Raw genomic sequence first — 14,800 nt, 5'->3', positions numbered from 1 at the left:
GGCATCCCGGCGCAAGTATTGGCGCTAACCCCGATAGGTCAATTTACAGAACACAGTTACGCTGAACGGAACGATTGAAGATACGCTCGTCGCCGATCGAACTCAGCGTCCCACCGGTAACGAACGGAGATCCGCATGCCAGAAAACACATTGCCGAAGTACCAGCATTACATCGACGGGGAGGCCGTCGCTCCGGACTCGGGGGAGTACCTGCCCACCGAGAACCCCTTCAGCGGCGAGACCTGGGCGCTGGTGGCGCGCGGGAACGCCCGCGATGCCGACGCCGCCGTCGCGGCGGCCGACCGCGCGTTCGAGACGGGCGCCTGGCCGGCGCTGACGCCGTCGGAGCGCGGCCGCCTGCTGTGGAAGCTCGGCGACCTGATCGTCGCCAACGCCGAGCGGCTGGCGCTGATCGAGCAGCGCGACAACGGCAAGCTCATCGTCGAGGTGGTGGCCCAGGTCAAGTACATGGGCGACTACTTCAAGTACTACGCGGGCCTCGCCGACAAGGTGCAGAGCTCGGTGATCCCCACCGACAAGAAGGGCGTGTTCGCCTACACCCGCTACGAGGCCAAGGGTGTCGTCGCCATCATCACGCCCTGGAACTCGCCGCTGACGCTGACGAGCTGGAAGCTCGCGCCGGCCCTGGCCGCCGGCTGCACCGCGGTGATCAAGCCCTCGGAGTTCACCTCGGCCTCGATGGTCGAGTTCGCGGCGCTGTTCGCCGAGGCCGGTTTCCCGAAGGGCGTGGTCAACGTCGTCACCGGCCTGGGCGCCGAGGTGGGGCAGGCGCTCGTCACGCATCCGAAGGTCGTGCACATCGGCTTCACCGGCGGCAGCGAGGCCGGACGCAAGATCTACGAGATCGCCGCGCGCAACTTCAAGACGGTCACGCTGGAGCTGGGCGGCAAGTCGCCCAACATCGTGTTCGACGATGCCGACCTGGACCAGGCCGTCAAGGGCGTGGTGTCCGGCATCTTCGCGGCCACCGGGCAGAGCTGCCAGGCCGGTTCGCGGCTGCTGGTGCAGCGCTCGATCCACGATGCCTTCGTCGCCAAGCTGATCGAGTTCGTCAAGACCGCCAAGCTCGGCGATCCGTCGCAGCCCGACACGCAGATCGGACCGGTGGCCACGCGCCCGCAGTTCGAGAAGGTGATGTCGTACATCGGCATCGCCAAGGCCGAGGGCGCCACCTGCGTGCTCGGCGGCGTGTCGCGCCCCGACCTGGGCGCCGGCCTCTTCGTCGAGCCCACCATCTTCACCAACGTGCGCAACGACATGCGCATCGCGCAGGAGGAGGTCTTCGGGCCGGTGCTCAGCGTGATCCCGTTCGACGACGAGGAGGAAGCCATCCGCATCGGCAACGACGTCAACTACGGCCTGGCCGGTGCGGTGTGGACGCGCAGCCTGAAGCGCGCGATGCTGCTCACCGACAAGCTCAAGGCCGGCACGGTGTGGGTCAACAACTACCGCGCCACCAGCTTCACGTCGCCGTTCGGCGGCTACAAGGAATCGGGCATCGGCCGCGAGTCGGGCACCGAGACGATCAAGGAATACCTGCACACCAAGTGCGTCTGGATCTCGTCCGACCTGGACGTGCCCAACCCCTTCGTGCGCCGCTGATCGGAGAACGAGACAACAACATGAGCAAAGCATTGGGAGGAATCCGGGTCCTCGATCTGACCAACGTGCTGGCCGGGCCGTTCTGCGCCTACCAGCTGGCGTTGCTCGGGGCCGAGGTGATCAAGGTCGAGGTGCCGGCCGGCGGCGACCTGGCGCGCCAGCTCGGGGCGGACGGCAGCCTGAACAAGCGCTACATGGGCGCGTCGTTCCTGGCGCAGAACAGCGGCAAGAAGTCGGTCACCGTCAACCTGAAGGCGGCCGAGGGCAAGGCCGTGCTGAAGCGGCTGGTGCAGTCGGCCGACGTGCTGGTGGAAAACTTCCGCCCCGGCGTGATGGCGCGGCTGGGCCTGTCGTACGACACGCTGCGCGAGGTCAACCCCGGCCTCGTGTACTGCGCGATCACCGGCTTCGGGCAGGAAGGGCCACTGCGCGACGCGCCGGCCTACGACCAGATCATCCAGGGCCTTTCCGGGATGATGAGCATCACCGGCGATGCGCAGAGCGCACCGCTGCGCGTGGGCTATCCGGTGGCCGACACGCTCAGCGGCATCACCGCCGCGTTTGCCATCAGCAGCGCGCTGGTGCGCCGCCAGCGCAGCGGCGAGGGGGCTTTCATCGACGTGTCGATGCTCGATGCCTCGCTCGTGACGATGGGCTGGGTGGTGTCCAACTACCTGATCGCCGGCGTCGAGCCCACGCCCAACGGCAACGACAACTTCACCGCCGCGCCTTCCGGCACCTTCCGCACCGGCGACGGGCTGCTCAACATCGCCGCCAACAAGCAGGAGCAGTTCGAGGCGCTGGCCGCCGCCATCGGCCGCCCCGACCTGGTGGCCGATCCCCGCTTCGCGCAGCGCGAATCGCGCAAGCGCCACCGCGCCGAGCTCACGGTCGAGATCGAGGCCGCGCTGGCGGCGCGGCCTGCCGCCGGATGGGTGGAGGACTTCAACCGCATCGGCGTGCCCGCGGGCCAGGTGCTCACCGTGCCACAGGTGCTGGCCTCGCCGCAGATCGCGGCGCGCCAGCTGCTGAAGACCTTCGACCACCCGAACGACCTCGACGGGCCGATCACCGTCACGCGTGCCGGCTTCAAGCTCTCCGACGGCGACCCGGACGCGACCGAGCCGCCGCCCGTGCTGGGCCAGCACACCGACGAGATCCTCGGCAGCCTGGGCTACTCGCCCGTGGAGCTGGCCGGCCTGCGCGAGGTGGGCGCGATCTGACCGCGTCCGCCATCCCACCCCTATTCAGTTCACAGGAGTTCCCGATGAAAGCCCTGATCTCCAAGCAGCTCGTCAAGTACCTCGAAGACCGCGGCGTCGAGTACGTGTTCGGCCTGTGCGGCCACACCAACATCGCGGTGCTGGCGGCGATGTCCGAAAGCAAGCTGAAGTTCATCAACACCCGCCACGAGCAGATCGCCGCGCACATCGCCGACGGCTACGCCCGCGCGAAGAAGCAGACCGCGGTGCTGCTGTCGCACCTGGGCCCCGGCCTCACCAACGCCTCCACCGGCGTGGCCAACGCGGCGCTCGACTCGATCCCGATGGTGGTGATCGCCGGCGACATCCCGACGCACTACTACGGCAAGCATCCGCACCAGGAAGTGAACCTGCACGCGGACGCCGCGCAGTCGGAGATCTACAAGCCCTTCGTCAAGCGCGTGTGGCGCGTCGAGCGGCCCGACCTCTTCCCCGAGATCCTCGAGAAGGCCTTCCAGCTGGCCGAGACCGGCCGGCCCGGCCCGGTGCTGGTGTCGGTGCCGATGGACATCTTCTCGATGGAGGTCGACACCGCCCTCTTCGAGCGCCTGTCGCACCACAGCAAGTCGCTGCACAAGCCCTCGCTCGACGAGGTGGTGGCCGAGCAGATCGTGCGCACGCTGGCCGAGGCCAAGTCGCCGGTGATCTACGCGGGCGGCGGCGTGCTGCTCGCCGACGCGGCCGAGGAGCTGCGCGAATTCGCCACGCACCTGTCGCTGCCGGTGGCGCACAGCCTGATGGGCAAGGGCGCGATGCCCGACGACCATCCGCTCACGCTGGGCATGACGGGCTTCTGGGGCACGCAGCTCGTCAACGACACCTGCCGCGGCGCCGACTGGGTGTTCGGCGCAGGCACCCGCTTCGCCGAGGCCGACTGCAGCTCCTGGGAGCCGGAGTTCACCTTCAGCTTCCCGCCCACGCAGCTCATCCACATCGACATCGACCCCGCGGAAATCGGCCGCAACTACCCCGCGGCCATCGGTGTCGTCACCGACCTGAAGGCGGCGCTGACGGTGCTGTTGCGCGTGGCGCGCCGCCTCTACCCGCAAGGCCGCAAGGACGACGCGGTGATCCGGAAGATCGCCGACTTCCGCAAAGAGTTCAACGCCAAGAACGTGCCGCACCAGCAGAACGACGCCTTCCCGATGCGCCCCGAGCGCATCCTGGCCGCGGTGCGCGAGGTGCTGCCGCGCGACGGCATGGTCACCACCGACGTGGGCTGGAACAAGAACGGCGTGGGCCAGCAGTTCCCGATCTACACCCCGGGCAGCATCCTCACGCCCGGCGGCTACGCGACGATGGGCTTCGGCGCGCCCGCGGCCATCGGCGCCAAGCTGGCCTGCCCGGAGCGCGTGGTCGTGGCCCTGGTGGGCGACGGCGGCTTCGGCCAGAACCCGTCGGTGCTGGCCACCGCCGCCGAGCAGGAAGTGCCGGTGATCTGGGTCGTGATGAACAACTCGGCCTACGGCACCATCGCCGGCCTGGAGATGGCGCACTACGGCACCACCTTCGGCACGCTGTTCAAGCGCGGCGGCGAGAGCTATTCGCCCGACTTCGCGGCCATCGCCAAGGCCTATGGCGTCGATGGTGTCAAGATCACGTCTGCGGCGGAGTTCAAGACGGTGCTGGCGCAGGCGGTTGCAGCCAACAAGCCCTTCGTCATCGACGTCGCGATGCAGAACGAGCCGGTACCCACCACGGGCCACTGGAACATCAACGACATCTACTCGCCGGGCCGCCGCGGCGAGGTGTCGCACGTGGCCATCGGCTGATTGGCGAAGCGAAGAGGAGTCCCCGGATGAAGCAGCGCGGTTTCACCCTGCTGGAGCTGTTGGTGGTCATGGTGATCATCGGCCTGCTCGCGGCCTACGTGGCGCCGCGCTACTTCTCGCAGGTGGGCAAGTCGGAAGTGCGCTCGGCGCAGGCGCAGGTCGCCGCGCTGCGCAACGCGCTCGACACCTATCGGCTCGACATGGGACAGTACCCCAGCACCGAGCAGGGCCTGGCGGCCCTGACCACGCGGCCCGACAACGCGCCCAAGTGGAACGGCCCCTACCTGCAGAAGGCCGCGCCGCCCGACCCCTGGGGCCGGCCGTACGGCTACAAGTCGCCCGGCGAACACGGCGAGTTCGATCTCTTCAGCTACGGCAAGGACGGCCAGCCTGGCGGCAGCGGCGACGCGGCCGACGTCACGAGCTGGTAGGGGCGGGTCGTTCCATGCGCTTCGATGTCCGTGCGCTCGATGGCGAGGGCGGTGTGGTCTCGGTCGCCTTCGAGGCGCCCAGCCGCGAGGCCGCGCTCGAGCTCGCGCGCGGCCAGGGGCTGGCCGTGTTGTCGGCGCGAGCGCAGCGCTCGCTCGCGGGCCCCTGGCGGCTGTGGGCGCCGCGCTTTCCGGTGCTCGGATTCAGCCAGGAGCTGGTGTCGCTGCTGCGGGCCGGCCTGTCGCTGCCCGAGACCATCGAGACCATGGTCGAGAAGGAAGCGCGGCCCGAGGTGCGGCACGTGCTGGCTGCGCTGCGTGACCAGTTGTTCGAGGGCCGGGCGCTGTCCCAGGCGCTGGAGGCCCAGCCGGCCGTCTTCGGCGCGCTGTTCGTCGCGACCGTGCGCGCAGCCGAGCGCACCGGCGACCTGCCCGAGGCGCTGTCGCGCTACATCGACTACCACCAGCAGCTCGACCGGGTGCGCAAGAAGATCGTCTCGGCGTCCATCTACCCGGCGGTGCTGCTGGTGGTGGGCGCGCTGGTCACGCTGTTCCTGCTCGCCTACGTGGTGCCGCGCTTCTCGCTCATCTATGCGGAGTCGGGACGCGAGCTGCCGCTGCTGTCGCGGCTGCTGCTGGAGTGGGGGCAGCTGATGAACACCCACGGCGGCCTGATGCTGGCCGCCGCGGCGGCCGTGCTGGTCGGCGGCGTGCTGGGCTTCGCGCAGCTGCTGCGCGGCCTGCGGGCGCTGGCCGCGCGCGTGCCGGCCATCGGCGCACGCATCCTGATGTACCACCTGGCGCGCTTCTACCGCACGGTCGGCATGCTGCTGCGCGGCGGCACGCCCATCGTGCCGGCGCTGGCGATGGTCGCCGGCCTGCTGCCCCCTGAGCTGCGCGAGCGGCTCGCCGTCGCGACCCAGCGTGTGCGCGAAGGCATGAGCCTGTCCGACGCGATGGTGCAGGCCGGCCTGTCGACGCCCGTCGCCTCGCGCATGCTGCGCGTGGGCGAGAGCAGCGGCGACATGGCGGTGATGATGGAGCGCATCGCCGCCTTCCACGATGAAGAGCTGGCGCGCTGGGTCGACTGGTTCACCAAGCTCTTCGAGCCCTTGTTGATGGCGCTGATCGGCGTGGCCATCGGCGGCATCGTGGTGCTGATGTACCTCCCGATCTTCGAGCTGGCGGGCAGCCTCCAGTGACGCGGCCATGAACATGCGCGCCATCGAACCCGTGCTGCCCTTCACCGCGGCCGAGATTGCCGAGGCCCGCCGTGCGGCGCCCGGCCGCGGGCTGCCGGTGCCGGCCACGCTGGAGGAACTGTCGGGCGAAGCGCCGGAGGCCTTCACCACCCGCCTGGCGCAGACGCTGGGCTACGCCGCGGCCACCATGGACGACCTGCACCGCTGGCAGCCGGCCTTCGACGTGCTGCCCTTCGCCGAGGCCTCGCGTGCGCAGACGCTGCCGCTGCGCGAGGCCGGCGGCGAGCTGCTGATGGTGCTGGGCGATCCGTTCGCGGCCGAGCGCATCGAATGGATCGAGCACCGCGTCGACGCGCCCTTCGCCTGGCGCCTAGCCCACCATGCCGACGTGGCCGCCTACCTGTCGCGCCACGAGGAGGGCCTGTCGGCGATGGAAGGCCTGCTGCCCTCGCAGGCCCATGCGGGCGGCGCGGACGCAGGCGTCGAGGACCTGTCGTTCCAGAGCATCACGGAGGATGCGAGCCCGGTGGTGCGCCTCGTGCGATCGACGCTCTACGACGCGCTGAAGACCAACGCCTCCGACATCCACATCGAGATGGGCGGCACCGGCCTGCACATCAAGTACCGCATCGACGGCGTGCTGGTGCCGGTGGCCACCGTCAACGGGCTCGACGTGGCGGAGCAGGCCGTCTCGCGCATCAAGGTGATGGCCGAGCTCGACATCTCCGAGCGCCGCGTGCCGCAGGACGGCCGCTTCACCGTGTCGCTGCGCGGGCGCGAGATCGACTTCCGCGTCTCGATCATGCCGTCGATCTTCGGCGAGGACGCGGTGCTGCGGATCCTCGACAAGCAGCGCCTGGCCGACGAGGCGCGCGGCCTCACGCTCGACAGCCTGGGCTTCGCGGCCGATGACCGGCTGCTGATCCGCCGCCTGGCCAACGAGCCCTACGGCATGCTGCTGGTCACCGGCCCGACCGGCAGCGGCAAGACGACGAGCCTCTACGCCGCCATCTCCGAGACCAACCACGGCCGCGACAAGATCATCACGATCGAGGACCCGGTCGAGTACCAGCTCCCCGGCGTGCTGCAGATCCCGGTCAACGAGAAGAAGGGCCTCACTTTCGCGCGCGGGCTGCGCTCCATCCTGCGCCACGACCCCGACCGCGTGATGGTGGGCGAGATCCGCGACCCCGAGACCGCGCAGATCGCGGTGCAGGCCGCGCTCACCGGCCACCTGGTGTTCACCACCGTGCACGCCAACAACGTGTTCGACGTGCTGGGCCGCTTCACCCACATGCAGGTCGACCCCTACAGCTTCGCGGCGGCACTGAACGGCATCGTCGCGCAGCGGCTGGTGCGGCTCAATTGCCCGCACTGCAGCGTACCGGTGAAGCCGACGGCCGAGCAGCTGGCCGTCTCGGGCCTGTCGGCCGCGCAGGTCGAGGGCTTCCGCTTCATGGCCGGGCGCGGCTGCGGCCAGTGCCGCAGCACCGGCTACCAGGGCCGCACCGCGATCGCCGAGATCATGGTGCTGACCGACGAGCTGCGCGAGATGATCGTCGCGCGGGAGCCCGTGCGGGCGCTGAAGGAGGCCGCGCGCCGCGGCGGCACGCGCTTCCTGCGCGATGCGGCGGTGGCATTGGTGCGCGAGGGGCGCAGTAGCCTGGAGGAGATCGACCGTGTCACCTTCGTGGCGTGACCGCATCGAGGCCCAGGTGGGCCCGGAGTCGGTGCGGCTGACGCACCGGCCGCGGGGCTGGCGGCCGCAGGCGCCCCGCGGCATCGACGTGCCCTGCGTGGCGGAGGGGCCGCGCCCCGCAGCCGCCGTGGCGGCGCTGGCCGACGGCCTGGCGCGGCTGGGCGTGCCCCGTGCGGCCGTCAGCGTGTGCCTGTCGCACCGCTTTGTCCGGCTCGCCCTCGTGCCGGGCGGGCGCGAGCTGCGCGACGAGGCCGAGCGCGAGGCGGCGGCGCGCCATGGCCTGCGCAAGGTCGTGGGCGACGAGGCGCAGCAGTGGCGGGTGGTGCTCGACGGCGAGGCCGGGCGCGGAGCGGCGGTGGCGGCCGGCATCGAGCCCGGGCTGTTCGACGGGCTGGCCTCGGCGCTCTCGCAGGCCCAGGTGCGTGGCGCGGCGATCGAGCCGCTGCTGTCGGTGGCGGTGCGCCGCTGCCGGGCGGCGTTGGCGGCCGGCCCCGCATGGCTGGCCGTGGCCGAGCCGGGCCAGGTGGTGCTGGCCGCGCTGGATCGCGGAGACTGGCAGCGCCTGCGCACGCACCGCCTGCGCGCCCCGCTGGCGCAGGAACTGCCCGGCTTGCTGGCGCAGGCCGGCCTGGTCGAGGGCCTGCCCGAGCTGCGGCGCTTGGTGCTGGCCACCCAGGGCCTGCCGGCGCCGGCCTGGCCCGAAGGCGGCGACTGGGACGTGGTCACGGTCCGCCTCGATGCCGATCCCGTCGAAGCCGCACCGCCGCCCTCCCGCGGGGGGCACGCATGACGGCGCTGCACCTCGACTTCCTGCACCCGCGGCGCCGCCTGCCGCGGGCCGGCCTCGTGCTGCTGGCCGCGGGCGTGCTGCTGGCGGGCGGCGTGGCCTGGCAGCACGGCCGCCTGGCCGCCGACACGGCCGCGCTGGGCGAGCGGCTCGCGCAGGCCAACGGCCTTGCCAACCGCTCGCGCGGCCCGCTGCAGGCCGAGAACCCGGCGCAGGCGAGGGCCCAGGCCCAGGCGCTGGCACGTGCCAACACCGTGCTGGCGAGCCTGAACCAGCCCTGGAACGGCTTCTTCCAGGAGCTGGAGTCGGTCGCCCACCGGCAGGTGACGCTGCTGTCGATCCAGCCCGAGGCCGACGGCCGCCGGGTGCGCCTGGGCGGCGAGGCACGCCGCTACGAGCAGGTGCTGGACTACGTCGCCCGCCTGGAGGCCACCGACGGCTTCGCGCAGGTCTTCCTCGCCAGCCACGCGATGCGCGAGGGTCCAGGCGGCCGCACGGTGGTGTTCACGCTGAGCGCGGACTGGGTGGGGAACGCGCCATGAAGGCCATGGTCGCCATGCTCGGCCGGAGGCTCGGCCCCTTCGGCGCCGCAGGCCTGGTGCTGCTGGCGGCGGCCCTGGGGTGGGCGCTGCTCGTGCTGCGCCCGCTGCAGGCCGAGCACGAAGGGCTGCAGCAGCAGGCCCTCGCACTGGAAGCGCGGCTGCAAAGCGGCCGCGAGCTGGCCAGCGCACCGGCCAGCGCGGGCGAGCAGCTCGCCGCCTTCCACGCGTTCTTCCCGCGGGCCGACGCCTCCACACCCTGGCTCGCGCGCATCCACGCCGCGGCGGCGGCCAACGGCGTGGCGCTTGCCTCGGCCGAATACCGGGTGGAGCGCCGGCCCGAGCAACCGCTGCTGCGCTACACGCTGACGCTGCCGCTGACCGGCACCTATGCCGAGCTGCGCGGCTTCGTCGGCACCGTGCTGGCCGAGGTGCCCGCGGCGGCGATCGACGACATCCAGCTGCGGCGCGAGAACGCGGGCAGCGCGACGCTGGAGGCGCGCATCCGCCTCTCGCTGTACCTGCGGGAGCGCTGAGCGATGGCCTGGACCGCACGCCAGCGCTGGATCGCCTACGCCGGGGCCGGCGCGCTCACCGCGGCGGCGATCGTCACGGCGCCGCCGCCCGCGCCGCCGGTGGACGACACCCTCGTGGCCGCCGTGCCGGCCACTGCTCCGGCGGCGCGCGGTGCGGGCACTGCCGCGCCGGCGCCGGCGCCGCGCGGCGGGCTCGTGCTGCCCGATGCGGCGCGGCGCGCATTCGCACCGTCGGCGGCCGACCCCTTCGCCATGCCGGCCTGGGAAGCCCCGCCGCCGCCGCCTGCATCCGTGGCACCCGCGCCCGTGGCCGAGGTGGCGCCGCCCAGCGCGCCGCCGCTGCCCTTTACCTACCTCGGCAAGTGGATCGAGCAGGGCCAGACCACCGTCTTCCTCTCTGCCGGCGGCCGCGACCACAGCGCCCGCGTCGGCGCGACGCTGGAGGGCGGCTACCGCGTCGAGGCGATCGAGGAGCACCAGATCGTGCTGCGCTACCAGCCGCTGGGCACGCTGCAGGCGCTGCCGCTGCAGGCGCAGCCCGGCAGCACCCGCGACGACGTGGAGTACGCCCCCGACACCGCCAGTGGCGAGACGGAAAACAACTGACCATGAGACAAGCCTCCCCACCCGCGTTCCGGCCCACGCTGGCCAGCCTGGCGGCTGCGCTGCTGCTGGCTGCCTGCGCCACCAACACCGACCTCAAGTCCGGCCAGCGCCTGCTGTCGGAAGGGCGCATTGAGGAAGGTCTCGCGCAGCTCGAGGCGGCCGCGATGTCGCAGCCCCGGCGGCCCGAGGCCTACAACCTCTACATCACGCAGCGCGACGGCATCGTCAACGCGATGGTGCGCGACGGCGACTCGCTGCGCCTGGCCGGCGAGCTCGACGGCGCCGAGGCCCGCTACCGCAGCGCGCTGCGTTTCGACGCCAACTCGGTGACGGCGCAGTCGGGCATCGACGCGGTGCACCGCATGCGCCGGCTCAACGGCGTGGCGCTCGACGCGCAGCAGGCGCTGGCGCGCGGCGACGCCGAGCAGGCCGACCGCCTGGCGCGCCGCGTGCTGGCCGAGGACTCCACCCACCGCGCGGCCCGCGCGATCGTGCGCAGCGTGGCCGAGCAGAAGCAGAAGCACGAAGCGGCCGAGCCGCAGCTCAAGGCGGCCATGAGCCGCCAGATCTCGCTGGAGCTGCGCGAGGCGCCGCTGCGCAGCGTGTTCGAGATCGTCTCGCGCACCGGCGGCATCAACTTCGTGCTCGACCGCGAGGTCAAGGGCGACCAGAAGACCACCATCTTCGTGCGCGACAGCAGCCTCGAGGACACCATCAAGATCCTGCTGCTGACCAACCAGCTCGAGCGCAAGGTCCTCAACGACAACACGATCCTGATCTACCCCGCGACGCAGGCCAAGCAGCGCGAGTACCAGGAGCTGTCCATGCGCACCTTCTACCTCGCCAACGCCGACGCCAAGCAGACGGCGGCGATGATCCGCGCGATGGTCAAGACCCGCGACATCTTCATTGACGAGAAGCTCAACCTCGTGATCATGCGCGACACGCCCGAAGCCATCCGCCTGGCCGAGCAGCTCGTGGCCACACAGGATTTGGGCGAGCCCGAGGTGATGCTGGAGCTGGAGGTGCTGGAGGTCGCGTCCAGCCTGGTCGAGGAGTTCGGCGTGCGCTACCCCGACCAGATCGTCGGCGGCGTGCCCAGCGGCAGCAGCAGCGACGGCTCCCCGACCTTCTCCGCCCTGACGCGGCTGGGCAGCGGCAGCGGCCCCTTGCGCGCCTACGTGGCCAACCCGGTGCTGCTGCTCAACCTGAAGAAGCAGGACGGCTCCACCAACATCCTCGCCAACCCGCGCATCCGCGTGAAGAACCGCGAGAAGGCCAAGGTCCACATCGGCGAGCGCGTGCCGGTGATCACCAGCACCGCCACGCCGGACATCGGCATCTCGTCGTCGGTGAACTACCTGGAGACCGGCCTCAAGCTCGACGTCGAGCCCAACATCTACCTGGAGGACGAGGTTGCGATCAAGGTGCAGCTGGAGGTCTCCACGATCCTGGAGCAGCTCAACCTGCAGAACACCGTCTCGTACCGCCTGGGCACCCGCACCGCGGCGACCACGCTGCGGCTGCGCGACGGCGAGACGCAGGTGCTGGCCGGCCTGATCAACAGCGAGGACCGCAAGAACTTCGCGAAGGTGCCCTACCTCGGCGACATGCCCGTGCTGGGCCAGCTCTTCCGCAACAACGACGAGCGCGGCAACAAGAGCGAGATCGTGCTGCTGGTGACGCCGCGCGTGGTGCGCAACCTGGCGCGGCCGGATGCGGTGGCGTCGCAGTTCGCGTCCGGCACGGAGGCATCGCCCGGCGTGGCGCCGCTGCGCCTGGGCAGTGCGGTGGCACCGCGCTTCGTGCTGGAGGCCGGCGGCGGCGCGCCCTTGTCGTCCTCCGCGGCGACGGCACCGCCGCCTGTGCCCGGCGTGGCTCCGCAGCCGCTGGCGCTGAGCTTCCAGGCCCCGCCGGAAGCGGCGCCGGGGCAGGAGTTCAGCGTCAGCCTCTCGCTGCCGGCCAGCAACGCCGGCGGCGTCGCGCAGGTCGAGCTGCAGTACGACACCGCCGTGCTGGCGGTGGTCGGCGGCAACCCCGACGAGCCCGGCCGCATGCGGGTCGACGTGGCCGCGCCGGCGGTGGCCGGCATGCCGCCGGCGCCGGTGCACGTGCGCTTCCGCGTGGTGTCGAAGGTGGCGACGCAGACGCAGATCAACATCGACGCCAGCGGCAGCCGCCAGCCGGTGCTGGCGCCGGGCGCGGCCACGCTGAACGTGGTGCCGCGATGAGCCGGTTCCACGGCGCCCGCCAGCGGGGCTTCACCATCGTGGAGCTGGTGGTCACCGTGGCCATCCTCGGGGTGCTGGCCACCGGGGCGCTGCCGTTGGCCGAACTGGTCATCCAGCGGCAGAAGGAGCAGGAACTGCGCCTCGCGTTGCGCGAGATCCGCGGCGCGATCGACGCGTACAAGCGGGCCGTCGACGAAGGCCGGGTCAACCGCGCCGCCGATGCCACCGGCTTCCCCGAGTCGCTGGACGCGCTGGCCGTCGGCACGCGCGACATGCGCTCGACCGAGAAGCAGATGATTTACTTCCTGCGCCGCGTGCCGCGCGACCCCTTCGAGCCGGATGCGAGCCTGCCCGCCGCCGCCACCTGGGGCCTGCGCAGCTATGCGTCGCCGCCCGAGGATCCGCAGCCCGGCAAGGACGTGTTCGACGTCTACTCGCGCGCGCCCGGCACCGGCCTCAACGGGCAGCCCTACCGGGCATGGTGATGCGCCGCAGGGGCTTCACGCTGATCGAGCTGCTCGTGGTGATGGCCATCATCGCGACGTTGCTGACGATCGCGCTGCCGCGCTACTTCGGCTCGGTCGAGCGGTCGAAGGAGGCGACGCTCAAGCAGTCGCTGCACACGATGCGCGATGCGCTCGACAAGTTCTACGCTGACAACGGCCGCTATCCCGACGCGCTGGCCGAGCTGGTCGACAAGCGCTACCTGCGTGCCATGCCGGTGGACCCGATCACCGGCGGCGCCACCTGGGTCGAGGTGCCCCCGGCGGGCGAGGTGCCGCTGAAGGGCCGCGTCGCCGACGTGCGCAGCGGCGCCGAAGGCCACGCGACCGACGGCAGCGAGTACGCAGGATGGTGAGCCGGGCCGGCCTGCCCGCAGCACCCCGGTGCCCGCGCCGGCTGGCGCTGCAGTGGGGTTTCACCTACATCGGGCTGCTGCTGCTGCTCGCGCTGCTCGGCAGCGTGCTGGCCGCCGCGGGCACGCTGTGGCACACCGAGCTGCAGCGCGACCGCGAGCAGGAACTGCTGTTCGCCGGCGAGGAGATCCGCCGCGCGATCCAGACCTACCGGGAAGAGACGCCGGCCGGCGAGCCCGCGCGCTTCCCGGCCCGGATCGAGGACCTGCTCGACGACCGCCGCTGGCCGACCGTGCGCCGGCACCTGCGGCGCGCCTACATCGATCCGATGACCGGCTCGCGCGAGTGGGGCACCGTGGCCGCGCCGGGCGGCGGCATCATGTGCGTGCACAGCACCTCGGACGCGGCGCCGCTCAAGCGCGCCGGGTTCCCGCGCCGCTACGACGGCTTCGCCCAGGCCACAGCGTACGTGGACTGGCGATTTTGCTACGGGGCACTGACACTCTCGCCGGCCGCGGGCCCGTCGGAGAACGCCGCGGCAATCCGGGCGGACCCGGAGTAACCCGATTGACAGGGGAGGGCGCGCTCCCTATATTTTTGGAACTAAGTTCTGTTCGGTGGAACGCGTAGCGCCACCAGGCCGTGCCCATCCCTGCTGGCACGTCCCTTCAATTTCCGGATCTGGGAGCGTTCCTTGACGAATCGAGTATTGGATATCTATTGCCGTTTCCTGGAAGGCCTGATGGTGCTCTTCCTGGCGACGATGGTGGCATTGGTCTTTGGCAACGTGGTGCTGCGCTACGTCTTCAACTCGGGCATCACGGTGTCGGAGGAGCTGTCGCGATGGCTCTTCGTGTGGATGACCTTCCTGGGGGCCCTGGTTGCGCTGCGCCGCCACGGGCACCTGGGCACCGACGCGCTGATCAGCCGCCTGCCGCCCGCAGGCAAGCGCGTGTGCCTCGTGGTGGGGCAGCTGCTGATGCTGTGGGTGACTTGGCTGCTGCTCAAGGGCAGCTGGCAGCAGGCCGTCATCAACGCCGACGTGCAGGCGCCGGTGACGGGCCTGTCGATGGCGATCGTCTATGCCTCGGGGATCGTGTTCGCCGCCTCGGCGCTGCTGATCATCGGCCTCGACCTGCTGCGCGCGATCACGGGACGCATCTCCGACGACGCCCTCGTGATGATCCAGGAGTCCGAGGATGCGGCCGAACTGCAGGCCGCGCTCGACAAGCACAACAACGACAAGCGCTGACACCTC

At 71.1% G+C, this 14,800-nt stretch carries 15 protein-coding genes; all 15 read left to right on the top strand.

Features of this window, described 5'->3' with window-relative positions; all coding sequences use genetic code 11:
• Positions 1-135 precede the first annotated feature (135 nt).
• The 15 genes from V4F39_RS00775 (at position 136) to V4F39_RS00705 (ending at position 14,794) form a co-directional block, all read left to right on the top strand.
• The gene (locus tag V4F39_RS00775; RefSeq protein ID WP_332287318.1) at positions 136-1,623 is read left to right on the top strand and encodes an aldehyde dehydrogenase; all 1,488 of its coding nucleotides are present in this window, start codon (positions 136-138) and stop codon (positions 1,621-1,623) included.
• Between the two features lie 20 nt (positions 1,624-1,643).
• Complete coding sequence (locus V4F39_RS00770; protein WP_332287317.1) at positions 1,644-2,846, top strand: CaiB/BaiF CoA transferase family protein; 1,203 nt, start codon at positions 1,644-1,646, stop codon at positions 2,844-2,846.
• A gap of 44 nt (positions 2,847-2,890) precedes the next feature.
• On the top strand, positions 2,891-4,657 hold the full coding sequence (locus V4F39_RS00765; protein WP_332287316.1) for a thiamine pyrophosphate-binding protein: 1,767 nt from the start codon (positions 2,891-2,893) through the stop codon (positions 4,655-4,657).
• 26 nt (positions 4,658-4,683) lie between these two features.
• Positions 4,684-5,088 (top strand): type II secretion system major pseudopilin GspG, encoded by a 405-nt coding sequence (gspG, locus tag V4F39_RS00760; protein ID WP_332287315.1) that lies wholly within the window; start codon positions 4,684-4,686, stop codon positions 5,086-5,088.
• A 14-nt stretch (positions 5,089-5,102) separates the two neighbouring features.
• Entirely contained in the window at positions 5,103-6,287 is a 1,185-nt protein-coding gene (locus V4F39_RS00755) for a type II secretion system F family protein (RefSeq protein ID WP_332287314.1), read from the top strand.
• Positions 6,288-6,300: 13 nt separating this feature from the next.
• Positions 6,301-7,986: a GspE/PulE family protein gene (locus tag V4F39_RS00750; protein WP_332287391.1), complete on the top strand. Its 1,686-nt coding sequence runs from the start codon at positions 6,301-6,303 to the stop codon at positions 7,984-7,986.
• Positions 7,967-8,776, top strand: coding sequence for a hypothetical protein (locus tag V4F39_RS00745; RefSeq protein WP_332287313.1), 810 nt, complete (start codon positions 7,967-7,969; stop codon positions 8,774-8,776). The genes V4F39_RS00750 and V4F39_RS00745 overlap by 20 nt, the downstream gene beginning before the upstream one ends.
• The gene (locus V4F39_RS00740; protein WP_332287312.1) at positions 8,773-9,315 is read left to right on the top strand and encodes a PilN domain-containing protein; all 543 of its coding nucleotides are present in this window, start codon (positions 8,773-8,775) and stop codon (positions 9,313-9,315) included. Before V4F39_RS00745 ends, V4F39_RS00740 begins: the two co-directional genes overlap by 4 nt.
• Entirely contained in the window at positions 9,312-9,848 is a 537-nt protein-coding gene (locus tag V4F39_RS00735; protein ID WP_332287311.1) for a GspMb/PilO family protein, read from the top strand. The genes V4F39_RS00740 and V4F39_RS00735 overlap by 4 nt, the downstream gene beginning before the upstream one ends.
• 3 nt (positions 9,849-9,851) lie before the next feature.
• Positions 9,852-10,454 carry a hypothetical protein gene (locus V4F39_RS00730; protein WP_332287310.1) on the top strand — a complete coding sequence of 201 codons (603 nt, stop codon included), beginning with the start codon at positions 9,852-9,854 and terminating at the stop codon, positions 10,452-10,454.
• Between the two features lie 2 nt (positions 10,455-10,456).
• The gene (locus V4F39_RS00725; protein WP_332287309.1) at positions 10,457-12,685 is read left to right on the top strand and encodes a secretin N-terminal domain-containing protein; all 2,229 of its coding nucleotides are present in this window, start codon (positions 10,457-10,459) and stop codon (positions 12,683-12,685) included.
• Positions 12,682-13,170 carry a type II secretion system protein gene (locus V4F39_RS00720; protein WP_332287308.1) on the top strand — a complete coding sequence of 163 codons (489 nt, stop codon included), beginning with the start codon at positions 12,682-12,684 and terminating at the stop codon, positions 13,168-13,170. The genes V4F39_RS00725 and V4F39_RS00720 overlap by 4 nt, the downstream gene beginning before the upstream one ends.
• A complete protein-coding gene (locus V4F39_RS00715) occupies positions 13,170-13,544 on the top strand; it encodes a type IV pilin protein (protein WP_425606787.1) in 375 nt (124 codons plus the stop codon). The genes V4F39_RS00720 and V4F39_RS00715 overlap by 1 nt, the downstream gene beginning before the upstream one ends.
• Complete coding sequence (locus V4F39_RS00710) at positions 13,538-14,104, top strand: type II secretion system protein (protein ID WP_332287306.1); 567 nt, start codon at positions 13,538-13,540, stop codon at positions 14,102-14,104. Before V4F39_RS00715 ends, V4F39_RS00710 begins: the two co-directional genes overlap by 7 nt.
• Positions 14,105-14,284: 180 nt before the next feature.
• Positions 14,285-14,794 (top strand): TRAP transporter small permease, encoded by a 510-nt coding sequence (locus V4F39_RS00705; RefSeq protein ID WP_332287390.1) that lies wholly within the window; start codon positions 14,285-14,287, stop codon positions 14,792-14,794.
• The last annotated feature ends 6 nt before the right edge of the window (positions 14,795-14,800 follow it).

The organism is Aquincola agrisoli (genome assembly GCF_036621135.1).
In the GTDB taxonomy this organism is placed as follows: domain Bacteria; phylum Pseudomonadota; class Gammaproteobacteria; order Burkholderiales; family Burkholderiaceae_C; genus Aquincola; species Aquincola agrisoli.
Note: the sequence above shows the minus strand (reverse complement) of the source record. Positions and strands in the feature narration are given on the sequence as shown.

Bases quoted from the DNA above. Each gene is read 5' to 3' on its own strand.
- V4F39_RS00775 (WP_332287318.1), top strand. From the start codon at position 136: ATGCCAGAAAACACATTGCCGAAGTACCAGCATTACATCGACGGGGAG.
- V4F39_RS00770 (WP_332287317.1), top strand. From the start codon at position 1,644: ATGAGCAAAGCATTGGGAGGAATCCGGGTCCTCGATCTGACCAACGTG.
- V4F39_RS00765 (WP_332287316.1), top strand. From the start codon at position 2,891: ATGAAAGCCCTGATCTCCAAGCAGCTCGTCAAGTACCTCGAAGACCGC.
- gspG (WP_332287315.1), top strand. From the start codon at position 4,684: ATGAAGCAGCGCGGTTTCACCCTGCTGGAGCTGTTGGTGGTCATGGTG.
- V4F39_RS00755 (WP_332287314.1), top strand. From the start codon at position 5,103: ATGCGCTTCGATGTCCGTGCGCTCGATGGCGAGGGCGGTGTGGTCTCG.
- V4F39_RS00750 (WP_332287391.1), top strand. From the start codon at position 6,301: ATGCGCGCCATCGAACCCGTGCTGCCCTTCACCGCGGCCGAGATTGCC.
- V4F39_RS00740 (WP_332287312.1), top strand. From the start codon at position 8,773: ATGACGGCGCTGCACCTCGACTTCCTGCACCCGCGGCGCCGCCTGCCG.
- V4F39_RS00735 (WP_332287311.1), top strand. From the start codon at position 9,312: ATGAAGGCCATGGTCGCCATGCTCGGCCGGAGGCTCGGCCCCTTCGGC.
- V4F39_RS00730 (WP_332287310.1), top strand. From the start codon at position 9,852: ATGGCCTGGACCGCACGCCAGCGCTGGATCGCCTACGCCGGGGCCGGC.
- V4F39_RS00725 (WP_332287309.1), top strand. From the start codon at position 10,457: ATGAGACAAGCCTCCCCACCCGCGTTCCGGCCCACGCTGGCCAGCCTG.
- V4F39_RS00720 (WP_332287308.1), top strand. From the start codon at position 12,682: ATGAGCCGGTTCCACGGCGCCCGCCAGCGGGGCTTCACCATCGTGGAG.
- V4F39_RS00715 (WP_425606787.1), top strand. From the start codon at position 13,170: ATGCGCCGCAGGGGCTTCACGCTGATCGAGCTGCTCGTGGTGATGGCC.
- V4F39_RS00710 (WP_332287306.1), top strand. From the start codon at position 13,538: ATGGTGAGCCGGGCCGGCCTGCCCGCAGCACCCCGGTGCCCGCGCCGG.
- V4F39_RS00705 (WP_332287390.1), top strand. From the start codon at position 14,285: ATGGTGCTCTTCCTGGCGACGATGGTGGCATTGGTCTTTGGCAACGTG.